Below are 21,348 nucleotides of genomic sequence, written 5' to 3' on the forward strand. Positions count from 1 at the left end.
AAACTGGCAACATGGAGAGTCATCATGCATTGGACGTTCAACCGACTCGTGACCACGGGTCTTTTTCTTATTTCCCCACTCGTCTTATCTACCTCAGCCTTTGCTAACCAAGCAGCAGATGCGGTTGCACCGGAGCACAGTACTGGCTTCGAGCAAAAGCAATTGGTCAAAGCCAAAGATTATATGGTCACCGCAGCCAACCCACTAGCCACCCAAGCTGGGGCAGACGTTCTTGCTCAAGGTGGTAATGCTATTGATGCCATGGTTGCCGTGCAACTGATGCTGGGCTTGGTAGAACCCCAATCTTCAGGTATTGGTGGCGGTGCCTTCTTAGTTTATTGGGACAGTGAGAAACAAAAACTGACTACGTATGATGGACGCGAGACCGCACCGCTCGCCGCAACGCCGAAACTCTTCCTAGATGACAAAGGACAACCACTGCAATTTTACGATGCGGTTGTCGGTGGGCGTTCCGTTGCCACTCCTGGCACAGTGAAACTACTTTGGGACACGCACCAGAAATACGGCAAGTTGGAATGGAAGAAGATCATCCAACCTGTGATTACCTTGGCTGAGCAAGGTTTCGAGGTCAGTCCTCGCCTCGCGAGCCTGATTGAGAAAGATGCCAAGCGCCTATCACGCTTCCCTGCGACTAAGGCTTACTTCTTTAATCCAGATGATTCACCAAAAGCCGAAGGCACGTTGTTGAAGAACCCTGAATACGCGCAAACTCTGACGGCAATTGCAGAACATGGGGCAAAAGCTTTCTATCAAGGCGATATCGCCACAGACATCATCAAGACAGTACAGAATGCACCGGGCAATCCTGGCGTATTGGCACAACCTGACTTTGATGCGTTCCAAATCAAGCAACGTGAACCGGTTTGTGCGGCTTACCAAAGCTATGACATCTGCGGCATGGGACCACCTAGCTCTGGCGCACTGACGGTTGGGCAGATTCTTGCGATCACCGAGCAATACGATCTGAAAGGATGGGGAGCCGAAAGCGCGAAATCATGGCAAGTGATCGCCGATGCATCTCGCCTTGCGTTTGCGGATCGCGGTAAATACATGGCTGACCAAGATTATGTGCCAATGCCAACCGAAGGCTTGCTTGATAAAGATTATCTCAAGCAACGTGCTGAGCTCATTCAAGTCGGTAAAGCGTTGAGTAAGGTTGAAGCCGGCAATCCTCCTTGGTCGCACGCGATGAACTTAAGCATGGACCAATCAATCGAGCTGCCTTCCACCAGCCATTTCAATATCGTCGATAAGCAAGGCAATGTAGTTTCAATGACAACAACCATTGAAAACGCTTTTGGCTCACGCTTGATGGTGCGCGGCTTCTTGCTCAACAACGAACTGACCGATTTCTCTTTCCGCACTCATCAAGATGGTGTGCCAATCGCGAACCGCTTAGAACCGGGCAAACGCCCACGTTCATCCATGGCACCAACCATTATGATGAAGGATGACAAACCTTACATGGCAATTGGCTCACCGGGTGGCAGCCGCATCATTGGTTACGTCGCACAAGCCATTATCGCCCACACGCAATGGGATATGGACATCCAAAGCGCGATTAATCAGCCACGATTACTGAACCGTTTTGGTACCTTAGATATTGAGCAAGGTACCGCTGCAGAAGGCTTACAGCCTGAGTTGGAAAAGATGGGTTTTAAAACTGATGTTCGTGATTTGAACTCTGGACTGCATGCGATACGTATAACAAAAGACGGTCTTGAGGGCGCAGCCGATCCAAGGCGTGAAGGTGCCGCTATCGGGCAGTAAGAGTCTTTCGCTCGACCCCTTGTGCGAGATCTCTCACAAAGGGTTGAGCAAACCTCTCTTTTTTAATGGTAAAACCGTACAACAAAGAGCATAAGTCATTGAATTTAATATTTATGTATCTTTTTTGAACGCTAAGAGAGTGAAAAAATGTGAGATTAGCCCGTTGTTGGAAATCGTTAAACACGTAATATTAAACCTGTCGGAAGGATGCTGACACGGAACAGGAAACACCACGGACTTGGTGAACTTCAGGAAGAAGAAACGGTTATTCAGGATGAATAGTCGGGCATGGATTGCAAAATTGGACATTGAACGGAATCAATAGTGACTAGGATGGTTGCTACTAAGGACGGGAAATGGACACCTCTGGACGAGGCAAGGATTTGAACATCAGGATGATGTCAGGGACACCGCTCAGGGAACAAGTGATGAGAGCTAACGGGGATGGTTAGCAGACCAGGATAAGGTCATTAAGGACACCGCTAGGAAGGCGACGTAAGGATTAAGCTGACGGATTCAGCACACTATCATGGATTAGATGCATGGAGCACTCTTAGTAGCCGGATTGCTGCGAGTAAGACTATAACCCCGATGGGCGCAAGCCCTCGGGGTTTTTCTTTGCCTAAAGTTTTCTCAGCAGCTAGCTCTGCTGAAAACAGACATTCACCAACAACACCAAACTCTCCCTTCAAACAGCATCGTTAAATCGCGCTTTCGCACTCCATTTATCATTCCATTTTTTACTGCATTAGCGACACAAAAACAGCACAAACAAAAAGAGCCGCCGAAGCAGCTCTTAAGTTGATTTTGGTAAAGCCTTACAGTTTCTCTAGTCGTGCGTAAGCAGTCACCAACCATTTGATGCCCTCTCCATTAAAGGCAATCTGTACGCGGCTCTGTGGACCACTGCCTTCGAAGTTGATGATGGTGCCCTCACCAAACTTAGGATGCATCACACGAGAACCAAGCGTAAAGCCAGTTTCATTGAAGCTCTCTTTCACCGCCGTTTGGCTAAATCGACCACTGCTTGCAGGACGGCTAACTTGCGCCTTCATGCGTACTTCATCTAGACAAGTTTCTGGCAGTTCACGGATAAAGCGAGACGGTTTATGGTACTTATCCTGACCGTACAAACGGCGCATTTCAGCATAAGTGATGTACAGTTTCTGCATTGCACGGGTCATGCCTACGTAACACAGACGACGTTCTTCTTCCAAACGCCCTGCTTCTTCTGCCGACATTTGGCTTGGGAACATGCCTTCTTCCACACCGACCATAAACACCAATGGGAACTCTAGACCTTTCGCACTGTGCAATGTCATGAGCTGAACCGCATCTTCAAACTCGTCCGCTTGTCCTTCGCCCGCTTCTAGTGCCGCGTGGGTTAGGAATGCCGTCAGCAGTGACATGTCTTCAGCTTCTTCTGGTTTCTCGAATTGGCGAGTTGCGGTAACCAATTCCTCCAAGTTCTCAATACGTGCCTTAGACTTTTCGCCCTTCTCTTGCTCGTACATCGCGAACAAGCCCGAGTATTTGATCACATGGTCAGTTTGGTGATGCAGCGGCATCTCGATGGTGTCGTCTTCTAGTGCCGTAACAAGCTCGATAAAACGGCTCAGAGCACCAGCAGCACGACCAGCAAGCACCTTCTCATCCAACATGGCGACACTCGCTTCCCACATGGTGCAACCACGGTCACGAGCCGCAAAACGGATGGTTTCAAGCGTCTTATCACCCAAACCACGTGTTGGAGTATTCACTACACGTTCAAATGCCGCATCATCATTACGGTTGGCAATCAAACGCATGTAGCTCAAGGCATCTTTGATTTCCTGACGTTCGAAGAATCGCATACCGCCGTAGATACGGTAAGGCAGGCCAGCTTGGATTAGTGCTTCTTCAAGAACACGCGACTGGGCGTTGTTACGGTAAAGCATTGCAGCGTCATTCAGAGCTCCGCCCTTGTCTTGCCACTCTTTGATTTTGTTTACCGCAAAACGGGCTTCATCTAGTTCGTTGTAAGCGCTGTAAATCGAGATAGGCTCACCGACAACGCCATCTGTCCAAAGCTCTTTACCCATACGCTCGGTATTATTCGCGATCAGGGCGTTGGACGCTTCCAGAATGGTCTTGGTTGAACGGTAATTTTGCTCAAGACGAATGGTATTCACGCTTGGGAATTCCAGCGTAAACTTCTCAATGTTCTCGACTTTTGCACCACGCCAACCGTAAATCGACTGATCGTCATCACCTACGATCATCACGTGACACTCAGGTCCCGCCATCATACGTAGCCAAGCGTATTGGATGTTGTTGGTATCTTGGAACTCGTCCACCAAGATATGCTTAAAGCGTGCTTGGTAGTGTTCACGGACGAACTTGTTATCACGCAGTAGCTCATGCGCGCGCAGCAAGATTTCCGCAAAATCGACTAAACCAGCACGATCACACGCTTCTTGGTAAGCGGTGTACAACTGCAGATATGTCTTGGTCACTGGATCGTGGTACGCATCAATGTGCGACGGGCGCAGACCTTCGTCTTTCTTGCCGTTAATCCACCATGCCACTTGGCGTGCTGGCCACTGCTTCTCATCGAGGTTTTGCGCTTTGATCAAACGCTTTAGTAGACGCTGTTGGTCGTCACTGTCGATGATTTGGAAATCTTCCGGTAGCTTGGCATCAAGATAGTGCGCACGCAGAATACGGTGACAAATGCCGTGGAAAGTACCATTCCACATACCGCCTGCACTGCCCATCATTAGCTCTTCGATACGTCCACGCATCTCTGCCGCCGCCTTATTGGTAAAGGTTACCGACATGATTGAGAACGGAGATGATTGCTCGACCGACATCAACCAAGCGATACGGTGAACAAGAACGCGTGTCTTACCACTCCCTGCACCAGCAAGGACGAGCAAGTTTTCTAGAGGTGCTGCAACGGCTTCACGTTGTTTGTCGTTCAAACCGTCGAGTAATAGAGATGGATCCATCATGATGAGAGCTACTGGTTATTTATACATAAAAATAGATTATAACCTAAACAACCTCTTCAGATTAGACAAAAATTCATAAAAAATTCGTCGTTTTTTTACTCAACATATCAATAAGTTATATAAATTCCATTCTTTAAAACCATTTGTTTCGAAAATTTTTCTGAAAGTTTTTTAGCCAGTTTCCTATCTTTTAAGTTAAGCAAGTTGATAACAAAAACGCCAAAACAGGCGATTCATCTTGCCAACTTAAAGTAAAGGAAATCATTCAGAGGAATTTATTATGAAAAAGTCGAATCTAGCTGTTACTGCTGCTGTTACTGGTCTTCTAGCTCTTGGTGGCACAATGCTAACTGCAGCTCCAGCTGTCGCTGCTGATAAAGAGAAGTGCTACGGCGTTTCTAAAGCAGGTAAAAACGACTGTGCAACGAAAAGCAGCTCATGCGCTGGTACTTCTAAAGAAGATAACCAAAAAGACGCATTCGTAGTCGTACCAAAAGGTCTATGTGACAAACTCGTTGGCGGTAGCACTTCTTCTTCATAATCTTTTATCGCTAGCTACTGCAAGGATGCGTTGACGCTCAACCAGCGCATCCTTCTCTTCCCGCCCGCTTTGAAAAGGAGTTTCACGTGAAACACCACACCTTCCACGACCTTGTTGGAGTTGGATTAAGAACCCCTCACCTCGATTACTTTAGCCAAAACAAACCCGAGTTATCTTGGTTAGAAATCCACAGTGAAAACTATTTTCAACCCAACGCTGCAGAGCGCAATCAATTGCAAGCATTGCGCGAGCAGTATCAAATTAGCTGCCATGGCATTGGTCTGTCACTAGGTTCAGTGGAACGTGTGAATCAAAAGCACCTTGCTCAACTTAAAGCGCTGATTGACTCAATCGACCCGATTCTTGTTTCTGACCATTTGAGTTGGAGTGAAAACGGCGGTCACTACTTTAATGACCTGCTTCCACTTCCGTATACGGAAGAAGCGCTCAAAGTGTTCACTCGTAACGTGAATGAAGTGCAGGATTATTTGCAACGCGAGATCTTGATAGAGAACCCATCTAGTTATGTGAAGTTTCAACATTCGACCATCAGCGAATGGGAGTTTCTTACCGAAGTGCAAAAGCGCACTGACTGTCGTTTATTGCTCGATTTAAACAATGTTTGTGTCTCGGCGTTCAACCACGGTTTTGATTGCGACACATACCTAGATGCAATTCCAGCCGACAAAGTGGATGAGATTCACTTGGCAGGTTTTACCATCAAACAACTCAACAAAGGTGAGATATGGATCGATACCCATAGCCGCCCAGTTAGTGAAGAAGTTTGGCAGCTGTTCGCACAGTGGACCAAAAAACACGGTCCACGTCATGCGTTGATTGAATGGGATTTGGATATCCCCGCGCCAGAAGTCTTGCTCGGAGAAGCACACAAAGCATCGCAACTGCTATTGCAAGGCACACTCCCAAGTGAACAAAGCGAACCAAGGAAGGCATCATGAATCTAGCCACCTTACAAAGCCAGTTTGCTAAAGCCCTACACTATCAAGCACTCGGTGAAGATTGCGATATTGCCAGTGATGAGTTTACCGCTGATGAACGCATGCAGATTTACCGCAATAACTTTATCGTCAGCTTAAGCGAAGTGTTGTCCGCTACCTACCCAATGGTTGAAGCGCTACTTGGTGAAGAATGCTTTGAACAGATGGCTCGCCAACATGTTCTCACTTATCCATTAGAGGAAGGAAATGTGGTGCATTATGGCGAAGGTTTTCAAGACACCATCATGCAGTTTAGTCAGGTGATCGCACAAGCCCCTTACAGCCCTGAAGTCGCACGCTTCGAGTGGCATATCGACCTCGCTCGTCAAGCGCAGTATGAACAATCCAGTGCTGCACAATTAAAACCGCTTGCGTTACTTGGCGAAGTGAGTGAAGAGCAACAACCCGCTTTGGTTTTGCACCTCAAACAAGGCTGCCGCAGCTTTGACTCCAGTTATGCAGTATTTGATTTGTTCAGCGCGATTCAAACTGGGCAATTCGAACAACTTAATATCAACCAATTACAGCAAGGTGTCATCTCGATTCAAGCCAATGGAGAAGCCTTGTGTCACGCACTCGATGCCGATGTGTTCCAACTGCTGCAATGTTTAGAGCAGAAACAGAGTTTGAGCGAAATACCTGAAGTTTTACTCGCTCATCTCAATAGCATCATGGCACTCGATCTCGTTGACGGCTTTACATTGAAATCAATCTAAGGAGCACTCTATGACGGATACGGTTAAAAACTTAGTGAATCGGTACGACGATTTAATCAGCACCCTACAAGCTGGCTTTGTCCCTTTACTACTTCTCTTTTGTCGCTTGTGGGTTGCATGGGTATTCTTCAATTCAGGGCTAATCAAACTCTCGTCTTGGGATAGCACACTGTATTTATTTGAGTTGGAATACCAAGTGCCAATACTGCCATGGGAATTGGCGGCTTACTTAGGTACGGCTGCAGAATTGGTTCTACCTGTGTTCTTGGCACTAGGATTGATTACCCGCCCGATGGCTGCGATTCTGTTTGTGTTCAACATCATCGCCGTGGTCTCTTACCCACTATTGTGGGAAAAAGGTTTCTATGATCACCAACTTTGGGGATTGATGATCCTAGTTGTGATTGTTTGGGGACCAGGACCATTATCCCTCGACCACATACTGAAGAAGAAAATCACTCACTAAAAAAATCCCCGCATGATGCGGGGATTTTTTTATTATTTATTTAAGTAAGCCAGTAGCTCTTCAGGTGAGATACCCTGCTTCGCGAGATCTTTTGCCATCTGCTCTACTTGCTCGCCTTTACGTGACTCAATCACTTGCTGAAATTGGTACACGATATCGCGTAGGACTGGCACTGGAACTTGTTTTGCCGCGCTACGAATGCGCTCAGAGCTTTGGTTACCTAATTCGTTAAGCAACTTACCAAACATCACCTTTTCTGGTGACTCTTCCATTTGCTCTAGGATACGAGCCATTTCATACGTGGTTAACGACATTACTTTATGAGTTCCGTTATGGTGTCGAGAAAAGTTTGAACGACAAATATACACGCGTTAAGTACATTGGAAAATACTAAATTACCGAGTTTTACGCATTCGCCAATTTCGCATGCCAGTTCTTACCAGCTTTGCTAAACAGAATCACTAATGCTGGAAGCAATACCCACATATGAATCGCAATCAGAGTTTGTGGATCCAGTGATAAACGCTGTAGCGTACCCACCAACAAACCAGAGCCACTCATTTGGAACAAACCAAGTAGTGCAGCCGCAGTACCCGCTTTATCACCGAACGGTTCCAACGCTTTACCTGCTGCTGCGCCAAGAATCCAAGCAAAGCCGACCGATGAGATAAAGATTGGTAGCATGAAAGACAGTGCCGTGTGGTGCTCTTTCATCACCATCATGATCACGCCAGCAATTGCCAGTAAGCAGATACCAACAACCAGTGAATTGTGTGTGCCCCAGCGATCCATGAACTTAGGCGCAAGCATACAAGCAGCAATGTTGAACGCCGCATTCAGACCAAACCAGAAGGTGAATTCATTCATCGATAGTCCCATGCCTGTCATCAACACTACAGGTGCAGACGTTACATAAGCAAGAATGACCGCCATCGCCATCAAACACAGTGAAGCGTGGAAGATGAATGATGGTGTGCTCAAGACTGCCCAGTAGCGGCTCAGTTTAAATACCGCCTGCTTTTCTGTTGCAGGGTTGGTTTCCTTCATTCCAAAGAACATCATCGCTCCTGCAATTACAGCGAAACCCGCCATAAAGCTGAAGTTTGCACGCCAATCAAATTGTTGGGTTAACCAACTACCAAGAATCGGTGCTAATGCTGGGATAAAGCAGATCGCACCGTTAAGGTAGCTGATCATTTTGCCGCTTTTTTCCGGACCAAAGATATCGCGAACTGTTGCAAAGGCTGCTACAGATGTTGCACAAGCACCTAAGCCTTGTAGCAAGCGAGCCGCCAACATCCACTCAATATTTTGAGCACTCCACGCCAATAAAGCGCTCAATGCGTAGATGGTGATGCCTCCCAATGCAACAGTTCGACGTCCGAGTTTATCTGCCAAGGGACCAGCGAATAGCTGACCAACGCCCATAGCAAATAGGAACCAAGTGATGGTGTCTTGTGCCAATGCATTTTCTACCTGAAAAGTGGACGCGATAAGAGGCAAAGCAGGTAGATAGATATCAATCGCAAGCGGACTGAACAGAACTAACATGGTCAACAGCGCCATCTGTTTTTTGCTATTTGTAATATGGCTAGACACAAAACACTCCAAATTGAACAAGAACTTTTGAGCAAAGCTTAATCATCTGATGATATGAATGGAAATGATGTATACTCATGACCATTATTCCAATGGGGAAAATCACTGTGAACGTAGAGAAACTGGCACGCATCGACCTCAATTTGCTCGTCTGTTTTAAAGTGCTGATTGAAGAGTTGAATGTCACCCGAGCCGCCCACCGACTGTGCTTGAGTCAGTCTACCGTAAGTAAATCCTTAGCGAAATTACGTACCCAATTTGATGATCCTCTATTCACTCGAAACTCACACGGATTGACGCCAACACCGCGCGCATTGTTCCTTAAACCGAAACTGGATCTGTTGATAAACCAACTTGAGATACTGATTCAACCCGAAGAGTTCTCGCCACAGAGCAGTGAGTACCGTTTTCAAATCGCAGCGGTAGAGAGTGTCTACCCGCTCATTCTGCCCCACTTCTTGCCAGCGATTTTCCAACAAGCACCAGGCGTGACCATAAGCACCCACTCTTGGTCGGAACAAACGTTCAAGATGATTCAGCGCGGTGAAATCGATTTAGGCATGACAGGTCGAGATATCGACATCAACGATGCCAAGCTGACTATGCTGCCGCCAGATGACATTTGTGAACAGGAAATCTATCGTGACCACCAAATGTGTATCGTACGTAAAGACCACCCGGCCTTGCGAGGTAATTGGAACTTGGAAGCTTATCTAGCCCTGCGCCATGTTCAGGTGCGTTGTGATGGCAACGACCGTTGGTTGCTCGACTATCGTTTAGCCGACATTGGTCGTGAGCGTGACATCGCAGTCACCGTACCGGACTTTAACAGTGCCGCCAGTTTGTGTTCTTACACTGATTTTGTGTTTACCGCGCCAAGCCACTTTGTGAAGCTGGCAGCCAAACAACATGACATGGCATTGCTGCCACTGCCACTCGAATTCCCGCCAATGGCTTACACTTTGTTCTGGCACCGAGACAGAGAAAATGACCCAGCTTTAACTTGGCTACGTACCATGATCACGCAAAAAACCGATCATCTTAGATAAAAATCCCGGACGCGATTTGCGCTCTTACGGTAAAATGAGTAGCTTAACAGTCGATAGTCCTTTTTGGCTCATCTATGGTCTGTTGTACTCCGACTCTATTGAAGTGATTGCGAACCTCAATGGAATCGTAAACTGCATGAAGCAGATGGAAACAGCTCCCACACCTGAGCATGAAGGAGCGGTAATTTGAAGGAATAACACAGATGCACAACGATACCCAAAGCCGCGTGAATGCAATTCGCGAATGGCTAGCACAACATAATATTGATGCCCTACTTGTCCCACATGAAGACGAGTACTTGGGCGAATACGTACCAGCGCACAACGAGCGTTTACACTGGCTAACTGGTTTTACCGGTTCTGCTGGTGCTGCGGTAATCACCAAAGACAAAGCCGCTATCTTTGTTGATGGTCGCTACACGGTACAAGTCACTAAGCAGGTTCCTGCTGATCTATTCGAATACCGTCACCTGATTGAAGAGCCTGCACTAGATTGGATTAAAGACCATCTTGCAAATGGCGCATCTGTGGCAATCGACCCTCGCATGCACAACTCTGCTTGGTTAGACATGGCACAAGCAAAACTTGCAGGTGCACTTGAGCTTAAGATTCTCGACAGCAACCCAATTGATGAGCTGTGGCACGACCGCCCTGCTCCTGTAGTTTCTGATGTTCGCCTAATGGCAACAGAAGCGGTTGGTCAATCAAGTGAAAGCAAACGCCAAGAAATCGCAGAGCTCGTGAAAAAAGCCGGCGCAGACAGCGCAGTGATCACAGCACTTGATTCTATCTGTTGGTTGCTCAACGTTCGTGGTCTTGATGTATCACGCCTACCAGTTCTGCTTTCTCACGCGATTCTGCACTCAGATTCAAGCGTGGAATACTTCCTAGATCCAGCTCGCCTACCTGCTGAGTTTGACGCTCACGTTGGTGCTGGCGTGACGGTTCATCACCCAGAAGCATTGCAAGCGCGACTAGAAACTCTAACTGGCAAGAATGTACTGGTTGACCCTGCGACAAGTAACGCATGGTTTAAGCTGGTTCTACAAAATGCTGGCGCATCAGTGGTGAGTAAAGCTGACCCATGCCTAATGCCAAAAGCAGCGAAGAACGCAGTTGAAATCGCAGGCATGAAAGCATGTCATATCCGTGATGGCGTGGCGATGAGTAAGTTCCTATCTTGGTTAGATGCTGAAGTCGTTGCGGGTAACCTGCATGATGAAGCGACGCTGGCAGACAAACTGGAAGCGTTCCGTAGCGAAGACCCGACACTGATGGATCTTAGCTTCGATACCATTTCAGCAGCAGGTGGCAACGCGGCAATGTGTCACTACAACCACGAAAACCAACCTGAACCAGGCAAGCTAGAACTGAACACACTTTACCTAGTGGATTCAGGCGGTCAGTACCTAGATGGCACTACCGACATCACGCGTACTATTGCGATCGGTCAGCCTTCACAAGAGATGATTAAACAATTCACTCTTGCACTAAAAGGTCACATCGGTGTTGCTCGTGCACGTTTCCCGAAAGGTACACGTGGTTACCAAATCGATACACTAGCTCGTCAGCACCTATGGGCAGAAGGCTACGATTACGATCACGGTACCGGTCACGGTGTTGGTCACTTCCTAAGTGTTCATGAAGGTCCGGCGAGCATTTCGAAGAAGCAAATCGACGTGCCTCTAACAGAAGGAATGGTGCTGTCCAACGAGCCAGGTTACTACCGTGCAGATGCGTTTGGTATCCGTATTGAAAACCTAGAGCTTGTTGTTGAAACACCGACTAACGGTGACTTCCCTGTTCTATCATTTGAGTCGCTAACACGATGCCCAATCGACAAGCGCAACATCAACGTTGATATGCTAACTCGTCCAGAACTTGCTTGGCTGAATGATTACCATCAGAAAGTATGGGATGAGATCAGCCCGCTAGTTGAAGGTGATGTGAAAGAGTGGCTTCGTCAAGCAACGCTACCTGTAGCACACAGCTAGAAGCTAGAAGCTAGAAGCTAGAAGCTAGAAGCTAGAAGCTAGAAGCTAGAAGCTAGAAGCTAGAAGCTAGAAAAAGTAGAGGGTTGATGTTTTGCATCAACTCTCTTTTTTTGCCTATGTTTCACGTGAAACATAACGATGACCAGTGGCTTTCTTTACTACTTAACCAGAATACACCGAGTGCCAATCTCGCCATACTGGGTCAAAGCCTTTGGCTCGAATCATATCTTCCACAGAACCCGCGCTTCGTTCATCGCTGATCTCAAATTGCTCGAGTTCAACATCATCCATCGCATAACCACCCGGCTGAGTTTTCGATGCGGCAGACATACTGGTAATGCCTAAAGGCAATGCGTTATCTCTAAACTTCGGTGACTCACGAGTCGATAATGACAACTCCACTTCTGGATTCAACAAACGATAAGCGCAAATCAGCTGAACAAGTTGCTTATCCGTCATGACTGATTTGGGTTGGAGCGCACCCTCACAAGGACGTAAACGTGGGAAAGAAATTGAGTAACGAGTCTGCCAATACGTGCGCTCAAGATAGTCCAAGTGCGCTGCCACATAAAAACAGTCGGTACGCCACTCTTCCAACCCTATCAAAGCACCGATACCGATCTTATCAATACCCGCTTTTGCAAGACGATCGGGTGTATCCAATCGGTATTCGAAATCCATCTTGTTGCCACGCAAATGGTGCTCGGCGTAAGTCGAAGGATGATACGTTTCTTGATAGATCATCACCGCATCCAAACCCAATGTCTTGAGCTCAGCGTATTCGTCTTGATCAAGTGGCTGTACTTCCATCGCCAAATAGTTAAAGCGTTGCTTAATCATAGGCACCATTTCACGGAAGTATTTCATACCCACTTTGGTTTCGTGTTCGCCAGTCACCAGCAATACGCTATCAAACTTCATGCGTTTAATGGCTTCAACTTCTGCAGCCACTTCGTCCCTATTCAAAGTACGACGCTTGATTCTGTTCTCCATAGAGAAGCCACAATAAGTACAAGCATTGGCGCACAAGTTAGAAAGGTACAGTGGAATGTAAAGCGACATGGTATTACCAAAGCGCTTACGAGTTGCCGAATATGACAGCTGCGCCATTTGCTCTAAGTACGCTTCAGCCGCTGGTGAAATTAGCGCTTTAAAGTCTTCCAAATCACGCTTGGGTTTATTCAATGCTCGCTCGACATCTTGTGCCGTTTTCGCGTAGATCGACATTGAAATGTCATCCCAATTCAGCTGCTTAAATTGTTCAACGAAGCTCATGTTTTCCTCGCTTAATAGCTAAACCAATCTAGGACTAAAGCTCATCTAGGAATGACGTCAGTGGACTCGACGCAACCGCATGAGAAACCTTACCAGCAAGTCCGGCTTCATAAGCCATACGCCCCGACTCTACCGCCAACTTAAATGCCTTCGCCATCGCAACGGGATCGCTCGAAGCTGCAATCGCAGTATTGACGAGCACGGCATCCGCGCCCATTTCCATCGCACGCGCGGCATGTGAAGGAGCACCGATACCCGCATCCACAACCACAGGAACATTAGCTTGGTCGATGATGATCTCTAGGAAATCGAGAGAAACTATCCCTTTGTTAGAACCGATCGGCGCACCTAATGGCATGACCGCAGCACAGCCCACTTCCTCCAATCGTTTACACAGAACCGGGTCAGCATGACAATAAGGAAGGACAATGAAGCCTTCACGAACCAGTTGCTCAGCGGCTGCAAGTGTCTCAATTGGATCGGGCATCAAGTACTTCGGGTCTGGATGAATTTCCAGTTTTAGCCAGTTTGTACCTAACGCTTCTCGCGCCAGTTGCGCAGCAAACACAGCATCTTTAGCATTCTTTGCACCTGAGGTGTTCGGCAATAAGTTCACACCCGATTGTACTAACGGCAGCAAAATATCGTCTTGTTGGTCGTTCACATCGACACGCTTCAACGCCATGGTCGCAAGTTGAGATCCCGACACTTGAATCGCTTCTGCCATTAATCGGCTGTTGGCAAACTTCCCTGTTCCCGTGAACAGTCTTGATTCGAATTGTTTATCACCAATTTTAAGCATCGACTTTAACCCCCTGCGATCGCTTGAAACAAAGAGATGCTATCTCCTTGTGAAAGAACTGTGCTAGCCCACTCACTGCGCGGCACAACATTGTTATTAATTGCAAAAACACAGCCCATTTCAGGCAGCGTAAATTGACTAATGATTTGCTGTAGATTCGACTTACTGGCGACTTGATGTGACTGGTCATTGATGACAATAGTGATCACATCTAAGTCAGCAGCGATCATTTGTGTTGTTTGTTGTTCTGATAACGTCATTGCTTCCAACTCTCTTAATTCTGTCCATTACTCGTAAACTAAATCTGAGCACACACTTGGCACTGTTTGTCTTTGCTTATCGCCATGGTTTGCCATTGCATTTTCAATCCATCAAACAGATGTAACTTAGCAGTCTCAACATGAAACTTTCCCGTCGCCAGTTTTTGAATTGCCGCTATCGCTTGGTAGTTGCCAAGTGTGCCCACCACCGGACCGACGACACCGCTGTCACTGCACTTTTGCGTTTGCGGTAATTCGTCGAACGGATACAAACAGCGGTAACAGGCTTTACTCTCTGCTTCTTGTTCAATCTGCGTTTGATAATCAAAGACAGCGAATTGCCCTTGCCAACCAATTGCCGCCGCTGAGATAAGTGGCGTATTTTGCTCGAAACAAACTTGGTTAATGAGCTGGCGCGTTGGCATGTTATCGGTGCAGTCGAGCACCACATCCGCTAGCATCACCTCAAGCTGCAGCTGTGCTTTGTCTAGTCGCTTATTGAGGGCACGAATTTGAACCATAGAATTGAGATCAGTGAGCTGTTTTACAGTTGCTTCTGTTTTCGCAACTTGTAGGTCTTGCTCACGATAAATGATCTGACGTTGTAGGTTACTGCTATCAACTTCATCGTCATCGACCACAACCAATTTACCAACGCCCGCTGATGCCAAGTACAAACTCGCTGCGCTCCCTAGCCCACCACAACCGATGATCAGCACATGCGATTTGCTCAAACGCTCTTGCCCAATTTCGGCAATTTCAGGCAGAGCGACTTGGCGCTGATAGCGAAGAAACTGCTTATCCGTGAGCATGCTCGCCTCTCTTGTTATGCGCCAATTCACTATTCTGATCAGTAAACGTTAGCTGTCTTTCCTTCATCAGTTGTGCAAAGAACTCAATGACAGACTGAGGTGATTCTGCCAACGTAATAGCTCGCACAACTGCCAAACTAGAAACACCTGTTTGCCAAACTTGGTCTGCATTAGATTGGTCAATGCCACCAATCGCGACCGTCGGAAAGCCTCGTACATAACCACTAACTTCTTTGTCTTTTGAAGGACGGAAAGCCGACTCTATGTTTCTATAAGGAATGCTATCAATCAGCTTTTGATACAGTGCCAAGCGCACCAAACCTTGTGGTTTCGATGGCATCTGTTTTGTGGTGGTTGGGAAAATATGCCCTAGCGCGATGTAACTAGGATGAATTTGTACGATGCGCAGTAGCTCATAATAACCATGAGTAGAAAGACCAAGACGAATGCCGGCTTTAGTTAGCTGAGCCAAATTCGATTCTTCTATGTCTTCTTGTCCTAGGTGAACGCCATAAGCGCCATGCTTGATTGCCAACTGCCAATAGTCATTGATGAACACTTGTGCTTGATACTGACGACCTAGCTCAATTGCTCGAATGATCTGTTGTTCTAAATCGGCTTGTTGTGGGTTCTTGATTCGCAGTTGAATAGTGTTGATGCCTAGTGGCAGTAGACGCTCAATCCAAGCAACATCATCAACGACTGGATAGAGCCCTAGACTTTGCTTAGTTAGAGATGGAAAGCTAACGCTCTCTCCTTGTGCTGACCAACCAACTTGAATACCTAGTCGGTTATCCTCCAGTACAGGTGTGGGGAAATCATCAAATAGGTCAGCCCACTGAGTAGTTCTTCCCTCGTTAAGGTTGTCATTCAACAGTGTTTCACGTGAAACATTCGCTTGTTGAGTTAGCATTCCTCGAGCAAGTGTTAACGCATCTTCGATAGGAAAATCGAGTACTGTCAGCGTTACTATCCAAGCAAGGTGATGTTCGGGATCGAACATTGCGTTGAATTTAGACTTAACGGAAAGCGCTCTCACTTCGTTGTTAATTGGGTGACGCCAGATATCAAGCTGAAGCACTTTCTCCTTTTCATCGGATACCTGCGTATCAGCAATGCCAATATAAATCGCTTTCGACGGTTGCTTAGCACACGCTTCTACCGATAAAGCAGAGCGGTAATAGAGCACAAATGAACTCTCATGCTCAGAATCATAACCATCAATAAGATCTGTCGTTATGCGTATGTTCTGTTGGTCGCGAACAAGCTGAATAGATTGAGTTGGGCTCACACCCAACTCAATGTCTTCGATGCTAAAACCCTGTTCTTTCGCCAACAACAAACATTGCTGAACTAAACCTGTCAGTTCAATCAATGATGACGGAATAAGGATTTTGCTCATTAGTCACTTGCCTCGGCATGTGCTGCTGGGTGGTATAGCTCAGAACCTGTATCTCTAAATTCTTGCGATTTCTGACGCATCCCCTCAAGAGGATCATCCAGCATTTTGATCGATATAGCTTGGTCCGCAGCAACTTGCTCAGTGTCTTTCGCATACTCTCGTACCTCTTGCGAGATCTTCATCGAGCAGAACTTTGGTCCACACATCGAACAGAAGTGAGCAACTTTGCCGGACTCTTGAGGCAAGGTTTCATCATGGAAAGCACGAGCAGTATCTGGGTCGAGAGACAAGTTAAATTGGTCTTCCCAACGGAACTCGAAGCGAGCTTTAGAAAGCGCATTATCGCGAACTTGTGCACCAGGGTGTCCCTTCGCCAAATCAGCGGCGTGCGCAGCAAGCTTGTAAGTGATCATGCCTACTTTCACGTCTTCTTTGTTTGGTAAACCAAGATGCTCTTTAGGAGTTACGTAGCAAAGCATTGCACAACCATACCAACCAATCATGGCAGCGCCGATGCCTGAAGTAATATGGTCGTAACCGGGAGCGACGTCTGTCGTCAATGGACCAAGGGTATAGAAAGGAGCCTCATGACAGTGCTCTAACTGCTCTTCCATGTTCTCTTTGATCATATGCATTGGAACATGACCAGGACCTTCGATAATCACCTGTACGTCGTATTCCCACGCAACCTTGGTCAATTCGCCAAGAGTACGAAGCTCTGCAAATTGCGCTTCGTCGTTAGCATCGGCAACCGAACCAGGACGCAGACCATCACCCAGAGAAAGAGCCACATCATACTTAGCACAGATTTCACAGATCTCTCGGAAGTGGGTATATAAGAAGCTTTCTTGGTGATGCGCTAAACACCATTTCGCGATGATAGAACCACCACGAGAGACGATGCCAGTAACGCGTTTTGCAGTCATTGGCACATAACGAAGTAGTAAACCGGCATGGATAGTGAAGTAGTCAACACCCTGCTCAGCTTGCTCGATCAGAGTATCGCGCATCACTTCCCAGTTAAGGTTTTCAGCAACACCATTCACTTTCTCAAGCGCTTGATACATAGGTACGGTACCGATCGGAACCGGACTGTTACGTAGAATCCACTCACGAGTTTCGTGAATATTACGTCCAGTAGAGAGATCCATAACGGTATCGCCACCCCAGCGCGTTGCCCATACTAACTTCTCTACTTCTTCCTCAATCGAAGAAGTGACCGATGAGTTACCGATGTTGGCATTCACTTTGACCAAAAAGTTACGTCCAATGATCATTGGTTCGGATTCTGGGTGGTTGATATTAGAAGGGATAATCGCGCGACCTTCGGCGACTTCTTTACGCACAAACTCGGCGGTAATGTCTTTTGGAAGATTCGCTCCGAAGCTTTGACCCGGATGTTGTTGATTAAGCACTTCATCGCGGTATTGAGCACGTCCCATATTTTCACGTAGGGCGATGTACTCCATTTCTGGGGTAATAATGCCTTTGCGAGCATAGTGTAACTGAGTCACGCACTGCCCATCTTTGGCACGTCGAATACGTGGTAGATTGCCGTAACGAAGATCGTCTAGCGTTTCATCTTCTAGGCGCTCTTTGGTGTATACCGAGCTTACTTCATCGAGTAGTTCAGTATCGGAGCGCTCTTCAATCCACCTTTCTCTCAGCTTAGGTAAACCGTTGTAGAGGTCTATGGTGTGTTCTGGGTCTGTGTATACACCCGAGGTATCGTAGACGCGTACTGGCTCATTAGGCTCGAAAATAGGCGCTTCTTTTGTGCCTCCAATAAGGCTATCAGCGAGTGATATTTCACGCATTGGCACACGAATATCAGGACGTGAACCCTCTACGTAGACTTTGCTTGAATTTGGGTACGGTTGTACCGAGAGTGTATCAATGAACTGTTTTGCTTCCAGTCTCGCTTGCTTGCGACTCGACATAGCATTTTTCCTTGCTTTGTTATGCTTAGATAAAAAGTATTGGGATAAAAATGCTTGGCGGATAGATGCGACAAGAGGAATCGAATTAAAGACAAGTCGAGCGAGTGCTCTTCGTCTATAACAACATTCGACTATTTGATAGGTCAACCAGATAGAACTCTGGTGTAGATATCTTCTCTTGTTCCCTTCGCAGATTCTAATCTGATCAGGTTCAACGGATCCCGAATTAACGGTCTCAGCCTTATGGCACTCCGACAAGTGAAATCAGTATATAAAAACGGCTTGGTTAAACCAAGCCGACCTGATGAAGATTTGAGTGTTTTTGCTAGCTACGCATCAATAATTGGAAACCAATCCACGCAGCCGAAATGCTTAACACGACATTCAGCAATACGTTCAATCCCATCTTAAAGAAAGCTCCCTGCTGCATAAGCAACACGTTATCCATTGAGAAAGTCGAGAACGTAGTTAATGCGCCCAAAAAGCCAAGCCCGATAATTTGACGCCATGGGTCAGTGACCATTAACTCAGTTTCAAACGCAGCAATTAGTAGACCCATAATAAATGAGCCAACAACGTTAACCGTTAATGTACCGTATGGAAAACCACGACCAAGTAGCATCACACAAAGTTCAGAAATTAAGTAACGAGAACATGCACCAAATGCGCCACCCAATGCAATAAAACCCAAAACGGATAGTTGCCCCATAATTCCCCCAGAAAAGTTAATGGCGACATTGTAATCAAATTTACGGCAATAGTGATTATACAATCTTAGAATTCAGCAAAGTATAGCGCTTAAAACTTATCAAGATTTAAAAAGTTACAGGAGTCACTTTACTTCAATATAACCCATCAACCCCGTCTTCATGTGTTCGATCACATGACAATGGTACATCCAACGCCCTGGGTTATCTGCAACAAATGCCGCTTTCGCACTGCCATTTTTTCCAAGTAAGACCGTATCGGTATGAAACGGTTCATCGAGTTTTTTACCATCTAATTCAAGGACGGTAAATGTATGTCCATGAAGATGAATAGGATGATGATATTGGGTGACGTTCTTAAGGTTGAAGATATAGGTTTTTCCCACCTCCAATGTTGAAAGCGGCGCAGGAATATTATCTTTACTCATTCCCTCCCAAGCTCGTTTATTCATTAGCCAAAACTTAGGTATCGCTTTGCCCGATTTATCGGCAGGAGTGACTGCCCCCTCCCATTCAAACACATAATCAATTTGTTCCGCATTTTCCAAATCAAGATCAGGCACAGGGTTAAGAGGCAATAAAGGCAGTTTCTGATTGGTCGGCAGGTCAGACTCAACAACTTCGAACTCACACAAAGGGAATGGGAAGCGCCCCTTCATTTGACGCACATAAACACGTTCTCTTGCTCTCGGAGCAATCAATCCGACATCTAACCTCATTCCCGGACCAATTTTGTGTTGAGTGAGCATATAAGGCGTTTTAACAGGATTCCCATCAATAGCAATAACCCAAGCCTCTGCTCCTTCTATAGCGATCGGGTAAGTAATGGTGTTATCGACATTAGCAATTCTTAATCGTGTGGTAGCATTCTGCTTCAACGCATAAACAGGTTCATGAACACCATTAACACTACTCCACTCTCCTGGCGTTCCCATGCGTGCACTCAAGCGCGGCACCATTAGATTCTTCCACTGACCTTGTTTGTCTAAATGCCAATTCTTGAGAACGACTTCATGCTCTTCATTAAACTGAACAGGCTCAGCCTCTTCAACGATAATTAGACCAACTAACCCCATACCAAGCTGCTTAACGCTATTCATATGTGGGTGATACCAAAACGTACCCGCATCTGGCGGTGTAAATTCATAAACGAATGTTTCACCCGGCATGATAGGCGGCTGGCTCAAGAAAGGGACACCATCCATTTCAATAGGGATTCGCAAGCCATGCCAGTGGATTGTAGTTGGCTCTGAAAGCTTGTTGGTAAATCGGATAATAACTTTCTCGCCTTGGCGACAACGAATCGTAGGAGCTGGAATCGATCCATTAAACGCGAGTACATCCGTATTAAATCCTGGTACTAATTCAGCAATAGAAGGCTCTGCAGTGATGTCGTATATATGCTGACCTTGTTTGTTAGTGCCCCTAGATAGAGAACATGCAGGCAGAACGGTAAGCGCAGAGATCGCTAAGGAAGATTGAAGAAAGCGTCGACGAGATATATCCATGTATTTAGTCACTCATTATTCCAATTGATGTGAGTGTAACTAAATATTAATAATGATTCTCAGTTATCTTTTAAAGATGTGCAGTCATAATGCTTAGATTCAGAGATTATAAATAAGGATCTATATTTAATGGTCACTAACAAGATAGTAAGCACCCACACACATATAGCAAGCAAGTAAAAGAGATCGGTTTAAGAAGAAGAGAGCCTAATGGTAAATAAGGCTAAAACAAATAGGAAATTGAAGACTCTAAAAACGACGAAAACCACTCCGAGAGCAGGTTTTCCAAATAAATGACTTGCATGCAATTGAACTCGCACACGAGCGGGACTCGTTGGTCGTAAACCAAAATAATAGCGCAAACGAAAAAGCCCTAGCATTTCTGCTAGGGCTTTGTCTAAATAAGTGGCGGAGCGGACGGGACTCGAACCCGCGACCCCCGGCGTGACAGGCCGGTATTCTAACCAACTGAACTACCGCTCCGCACTGGTTAGA

General features: G+C 46.5%; 18 protein-coding genes, 1 tRNA gene and 1 riboswitch. Of the genes, 7 read left to right on the forward strand and 12 right to left on the reverse strand.

Annotated features, from left to right (window positions below; genetic code table 11):
• Window positions 1–24 precede the first annotated feature (24 nt).
• Entirely contained in the window at window positions 25–1,791 is a 1,767-nt protein-coding gene (gene ggt, locus MHO32_RS22795) for a gamma-glutamyltransferase (RefSeq protein ID WP_239214205.1), read from the forward strand.
• 818 nt (window positions 1,792–2,609) lie between these two features.
• Here ggt and uvrD read toward each other — a convergent pair.
• A complete protein-coding gene (gene uvrD, locus MHO32_RS22800; RefSeq protein ID WP_005440023.1) occupies window positions 2,610–4,784 on the reverse strand; it encodes a DNA helicase II in 2,175 nt (724 codons plus the stop codon).
• A 280-nt stretch (window positions 4,785–5,064) separates the two neighbouring features.
• On the opposite strand from uvrD, the gene MHO32_RS22805 reads away from it, so the two are divergent.
• From MHO32_RS22805 to MHO32_RS22820, 4 genes are all read left to right on the forward strand, one after another.
• Window positions 5,065–5,325 carry a BufA1 family periplasmic bufferin-type metallophore gene (locus MHO32_RS22805; protein WP_005451246.1) on the forward strand — a complete coding sequence of 87 codons (261 nt, stop codon included), beginning with the start codon at window positions 5,065–5,067 and terminating at the stop codon, window positions 5,323–5,325.
• Window positions 5,326–5,411: 86 nt separating this feature from the next.
• Window positions 5,412–6,284: an MNIO family bufferin maturase gene (gene bufB / locus MHO32_RS22810; RefSeq protein WP_239214207.1), complete on the forward strand. Its 873-nt coding sequence runs from the start codon at window positions 5,412–5,414 to the stop codon at window positions 6,282–6,284.
• Complete coding sequence (locus tag MHO32_RS22815; protein ID WP_009703118.1) at window positions 6,281–7,039, forward strand: HvfC/BufC N-terminal domain-containing protein; 759 nt, start codon at window positions 6,281–6,283, stop codon at window positions 7,037–7,039. The genes bufB and MHO32_RS22815 overlap by 4 nt, the downstream gene beginning before the upstream one ends.
• Window positions 7,040–7,049: 10 nt before the next feature.
• Window positions 7,050–7,505, forward strand: coding sequence for a DoxX family protein (locus MHO32_RS22820; RefSeq protein ID WP_009696777.1), 456 nt, complete (start codon window positions 7,050–7,052; stop codon window positions 7,503–7,505).
• A 32-nt stretch (window positions 7,506–7,537) separates the two neighbouring features.
• On the opposite strand, the gene tsrA is transcribed toward MHO32_RS22820, so the two are convergent.
• Window positions 7,538–7,819 (reverse strand): H-NS-like global regulator TsrA, encoded by a 282-nt coding sequence (gene tsrA / locus MHO32_RS22825; RefSeq protein ID WP_005447240.1) that lies wholly within the window; start codon window positions 7,817–7,819, stop codon window positions 7,538–7,540.
• 91 nt (window positions 7,820–7,910) lie between these two features.
• Entirely contained in the window at window positions 7,911–9,104 is a 1,194-nt protein-coding gene (locus MHO32_RS22830) for a multidrug effflux MFS transporter (protein WP_009696776.1), read from the reverse strand.
• 107 nt (window positions 9,105–9,211) lie between these two features.
• Between MHO32_RS22830 and MHO32_RS22835 the strand changes: the two genes are divergently transcribed.
• Together MHO32_RS22835 and MHO32_RS22840 are read left to right on the forward strand one after the other, a co-directional pair.
• Window positions 9,212–10,153, forward strand: coding sequence for a LysR substrate-binding domain-containing protein (locus MHO32_RS22835; RefSeq protein ID WP_050932977.1), 942 nt, complete (start codon window positions 9,212–9,214; stop codon window positions 10,151–10,153).
• Window positions 10,154–10,356: 203 nt separating this feature from the next.
• The gene (locus MHO32_RS22840; RefSeq protein WP_045374711.1) at window positions 10,357–12,147 is read left to right on the forward strand and encodes an aminopeptidase P family protein; all 1,791 of its coding nucleotides are present in this window, start codon (window positions 10,357–10,359) and stop codon (window positions 12,145–12,147) included.
• 162 nt (window positions 12,148–12,309) lie between these two features.
• On the opposite strand, the gene thiH is transcribed toward MHO32_RS22840, so the two are convergent.
• The 9 genes from thiH to MHO32_RS22885 all read right to left on the reverse strand — a co-directional run bounded on the left by thiH (window position 12,310) and on the right by MHO32_RS22885 (window position 21,336).
• Window positions 12,310–13,422 (reverse strand): 2-iminoacetate synthase ThiH, encoded by a 1,113-nt coding sequence (gene thiH, locus MHO32_RS22845; protein ID WP_239214219.1) that lies wholly within the window; start codon window positions 13,420–13,422, stop codon window positions 12,310–12,312.
• Window positions 13,423–13,456: 34 nt separating this feature from the next.
• Window positions 13,457–14,224, reverse strand: coding sequence for a thiazole synthase (locus tag MHO32_RS22850; RefSeq protein WP_239214243.1), 768 nt, complete (start codon window positions 14,222–14,224; stop codon window positions 13,457–13,459).
• Window positions 14,225–14,229: 5 nt separating this feature from the next.
• Entirely contained in the window at window positions 14,230–14,484 is a 255-nt protein-coding gene (gene thiS, locus MHO32_RS22855) for a sulfur carrier protein ThiS (protein WP_239214245.1), read from the reverse strand.
• A gap of 38 nt (window positions 14,485–14,522) precedes the next feature.
• Window positions 14,523–15,296 carry a HesA/MoeB/ThiF family protein gene (locus tag MHO32_RS22860; protein WP_239214247.1) on the reverse strand — a complete coding sequence of 258 codons (774 nt, stop codon included), beginning with the start codon at window positions 15,294–15,296 and terminating at the stop codon, window positions 14,523–14,525.
• Window positions 15,283–16,698, reverse strand: a complete 1,416-nt coding sequence (locus MHO32_RS22865; RefSeq protein WP_239214249.1) for a thiamine phosphate synthase — start codon at window positions 16,696–16,698, stop codon at window positions 15,283–15,285. The genes MHO32_RS22860 and MHO32_RS22865 overlap by 14 nt, the downstream gene beginning before the upstream one ends.
• A complete protein-coding gene (gene thiC, locus MHO32_RS22870) occupies window positions 16,698–18,638 on the reverse strand; it encodes a phosphomethylpyrimidine synthase ThiC (RefSeq protein ID WP_239214252.1) in 1,941 nt (646 codons plus the stop codon). Before thiC ends, MHO32_RS22865 begins: the two co-directional genes overlap by 1 nt.
• A gap of 165 nt (window positions 18,639–18,803) precedes the next feature.
• A riboswitch (TPP riboswitch) is annotated at window positions 18,804–18,902 on the reverse strand.
• A 61-nt stretch (window positions 18,903–18,963) separates the two neighbouring features.
• Window positions 18,964–19,347 carry a fluoride efflux transporter CrcB gene (crcB, locus tag MHO32_RS22875; protein WP_005430379.1) on the reverse strand — a complete coding sequence of 128 codons (384 nt, stop codon included), beginning with the start codon at window positions 19,345–19,347 and terminating at the stop codon, window positions 18,964–18,966.
• Between the two features lie 123 nt (window positions 19,348–19,470).
• Window positions 19,471–20,853, reverse strand: a complete 1,383-nt coding sequence (locus MHO32_RS22880; RefSeq protein WP_239214262.1) for a multicopper oxidase family protein — start codon at window positions 20,851–20,853, stop codon at window positions 19,471–19,473.
• A 406-nt stretch (window positions 20,854–21,259) separates the two neighbouring features.
• Window positions 21,260–21,336, reverse strand: a tRNA-Asp gene (locus tag MHO32_RS22885).
• Between the last annotated feature and the right edge of the window lie 12 nt (window positions 21,337–21,348).

The organism is Vibrio sp. MMH1-50 (assembly GCF_022347645.1).
In the GTDB taxonomy this organism is placed as follows: domain Bacteria; phylum Pseudomonadota; class Gammaproteobacteria; order Enterobacterales; family Vibrionaceae; genus Vibrio; species Vibrio harveyi.

Excerpts from the sequence above, each read along its gene's own strand:
- MHO32_RS22880 (WP_239214262.1), bottom strand. The coding sequence starts at position 20,853 with ATGGATATATCTCGTCGACGCTTTCTTCAATCTTCCTTAGCGATCTCT.
- crcB (WP_005430379.1), bottom strand. The coding sequence starts at position 19,347 with ATGGGGCAACTATCCGTTTTGGGTTTTATTGCATTGGGTGGCGCATTT.
- MHO32_RS22840 (WP_045374711.1), top strand. The coding sequence starts at position 10,357 with ATGCACAACGATACCCAAAGCCGCGTGAATGCAATTCGCGAATGGCTA.
- tsrA (WP_005447240.1), bottom strand. The coding sequence starts at position 7,819 with ATGTCGTTAACCACGTATGAAATGGCTCGTATCCTAGAGCAAATGGAA.
- ggt (WP_239214205.1), top strand. The coding sequence starts at position 25 with ATGCATTGGACGTTCAACCGACTCGTGACCACGGGTCTTTTTCTTATT.
- thiC (WP_239214252.1), bottom strand. The coding sequence starts at position 18,638 with ATGTCGAGTCGCAAGCAAGCGAGACTGGAAGCAAAACAGTTCATTGAT.
- MHO32_RS22820 (WP_009696777.1), top strand. The coding sequence starts at position 7,050 with ATGACGGATACGGTTAAAAACTTAGTGAATCGGTACGACGATTTAATC.
- MHO32_RS22860 (WP_239214247.1), bottom strand. The coding sequence starts at position 15,296 with ATGCTCACGGATAAGCAGTTTCTTCGCTATCAGCGCCAAGTCGCTCTG.
- MHO32_RS22805 (WP_005451246.1), top strand. The coding sequence starts at position 5,065 with ATGAAAAAGTCGAATCTAGCTGTTACTGCTGCTGTTACTGGTCTTCTA.
- MHO32_RS22815 (WP_009703118.1), top strand. The coding sequence starts at position 6,281 with ATGAATCTAGCCACCTTACAAAGCCAGTTTGCTAAAGCCCTACACTAT.
- thiS (WP_239214245.1), bottom strand. The coding sequence starts at position 14,484 with ATGACGTTATCAGAACAACAAACAACACAAATGATCGCTGCTGACTTA.
- thiH (WP_239214219.1), bottom strand. The coding sequence starts at position 13,422 with ATGAGCTTCGTTGAACAATTTAAGCAGCTGAATTGGGATGACATTTCA.
- uvrD (WP_005440023.1), bottom strand. The coding sequence starts at position 4,784 with ATGATGGATCCATCTCTATTACTCGACGGTTTGAACGACAAACAACGT.
- MHO32_RS22865 (WP_239214249.1), bottom strand. The coding sequence starts at position 16,698 with ATGAGCAAAATCCTTATTCCGTCATCATTGATTGAACTGACAGGTTTA.
- MHO32_RS22850 (WP_239214243.1), bottom strand. The coding sequence starts at position 14,224 with ATGCTTAAAATTGGTGATAAACAATTCGAATCAAGACTGTTCACGGGA.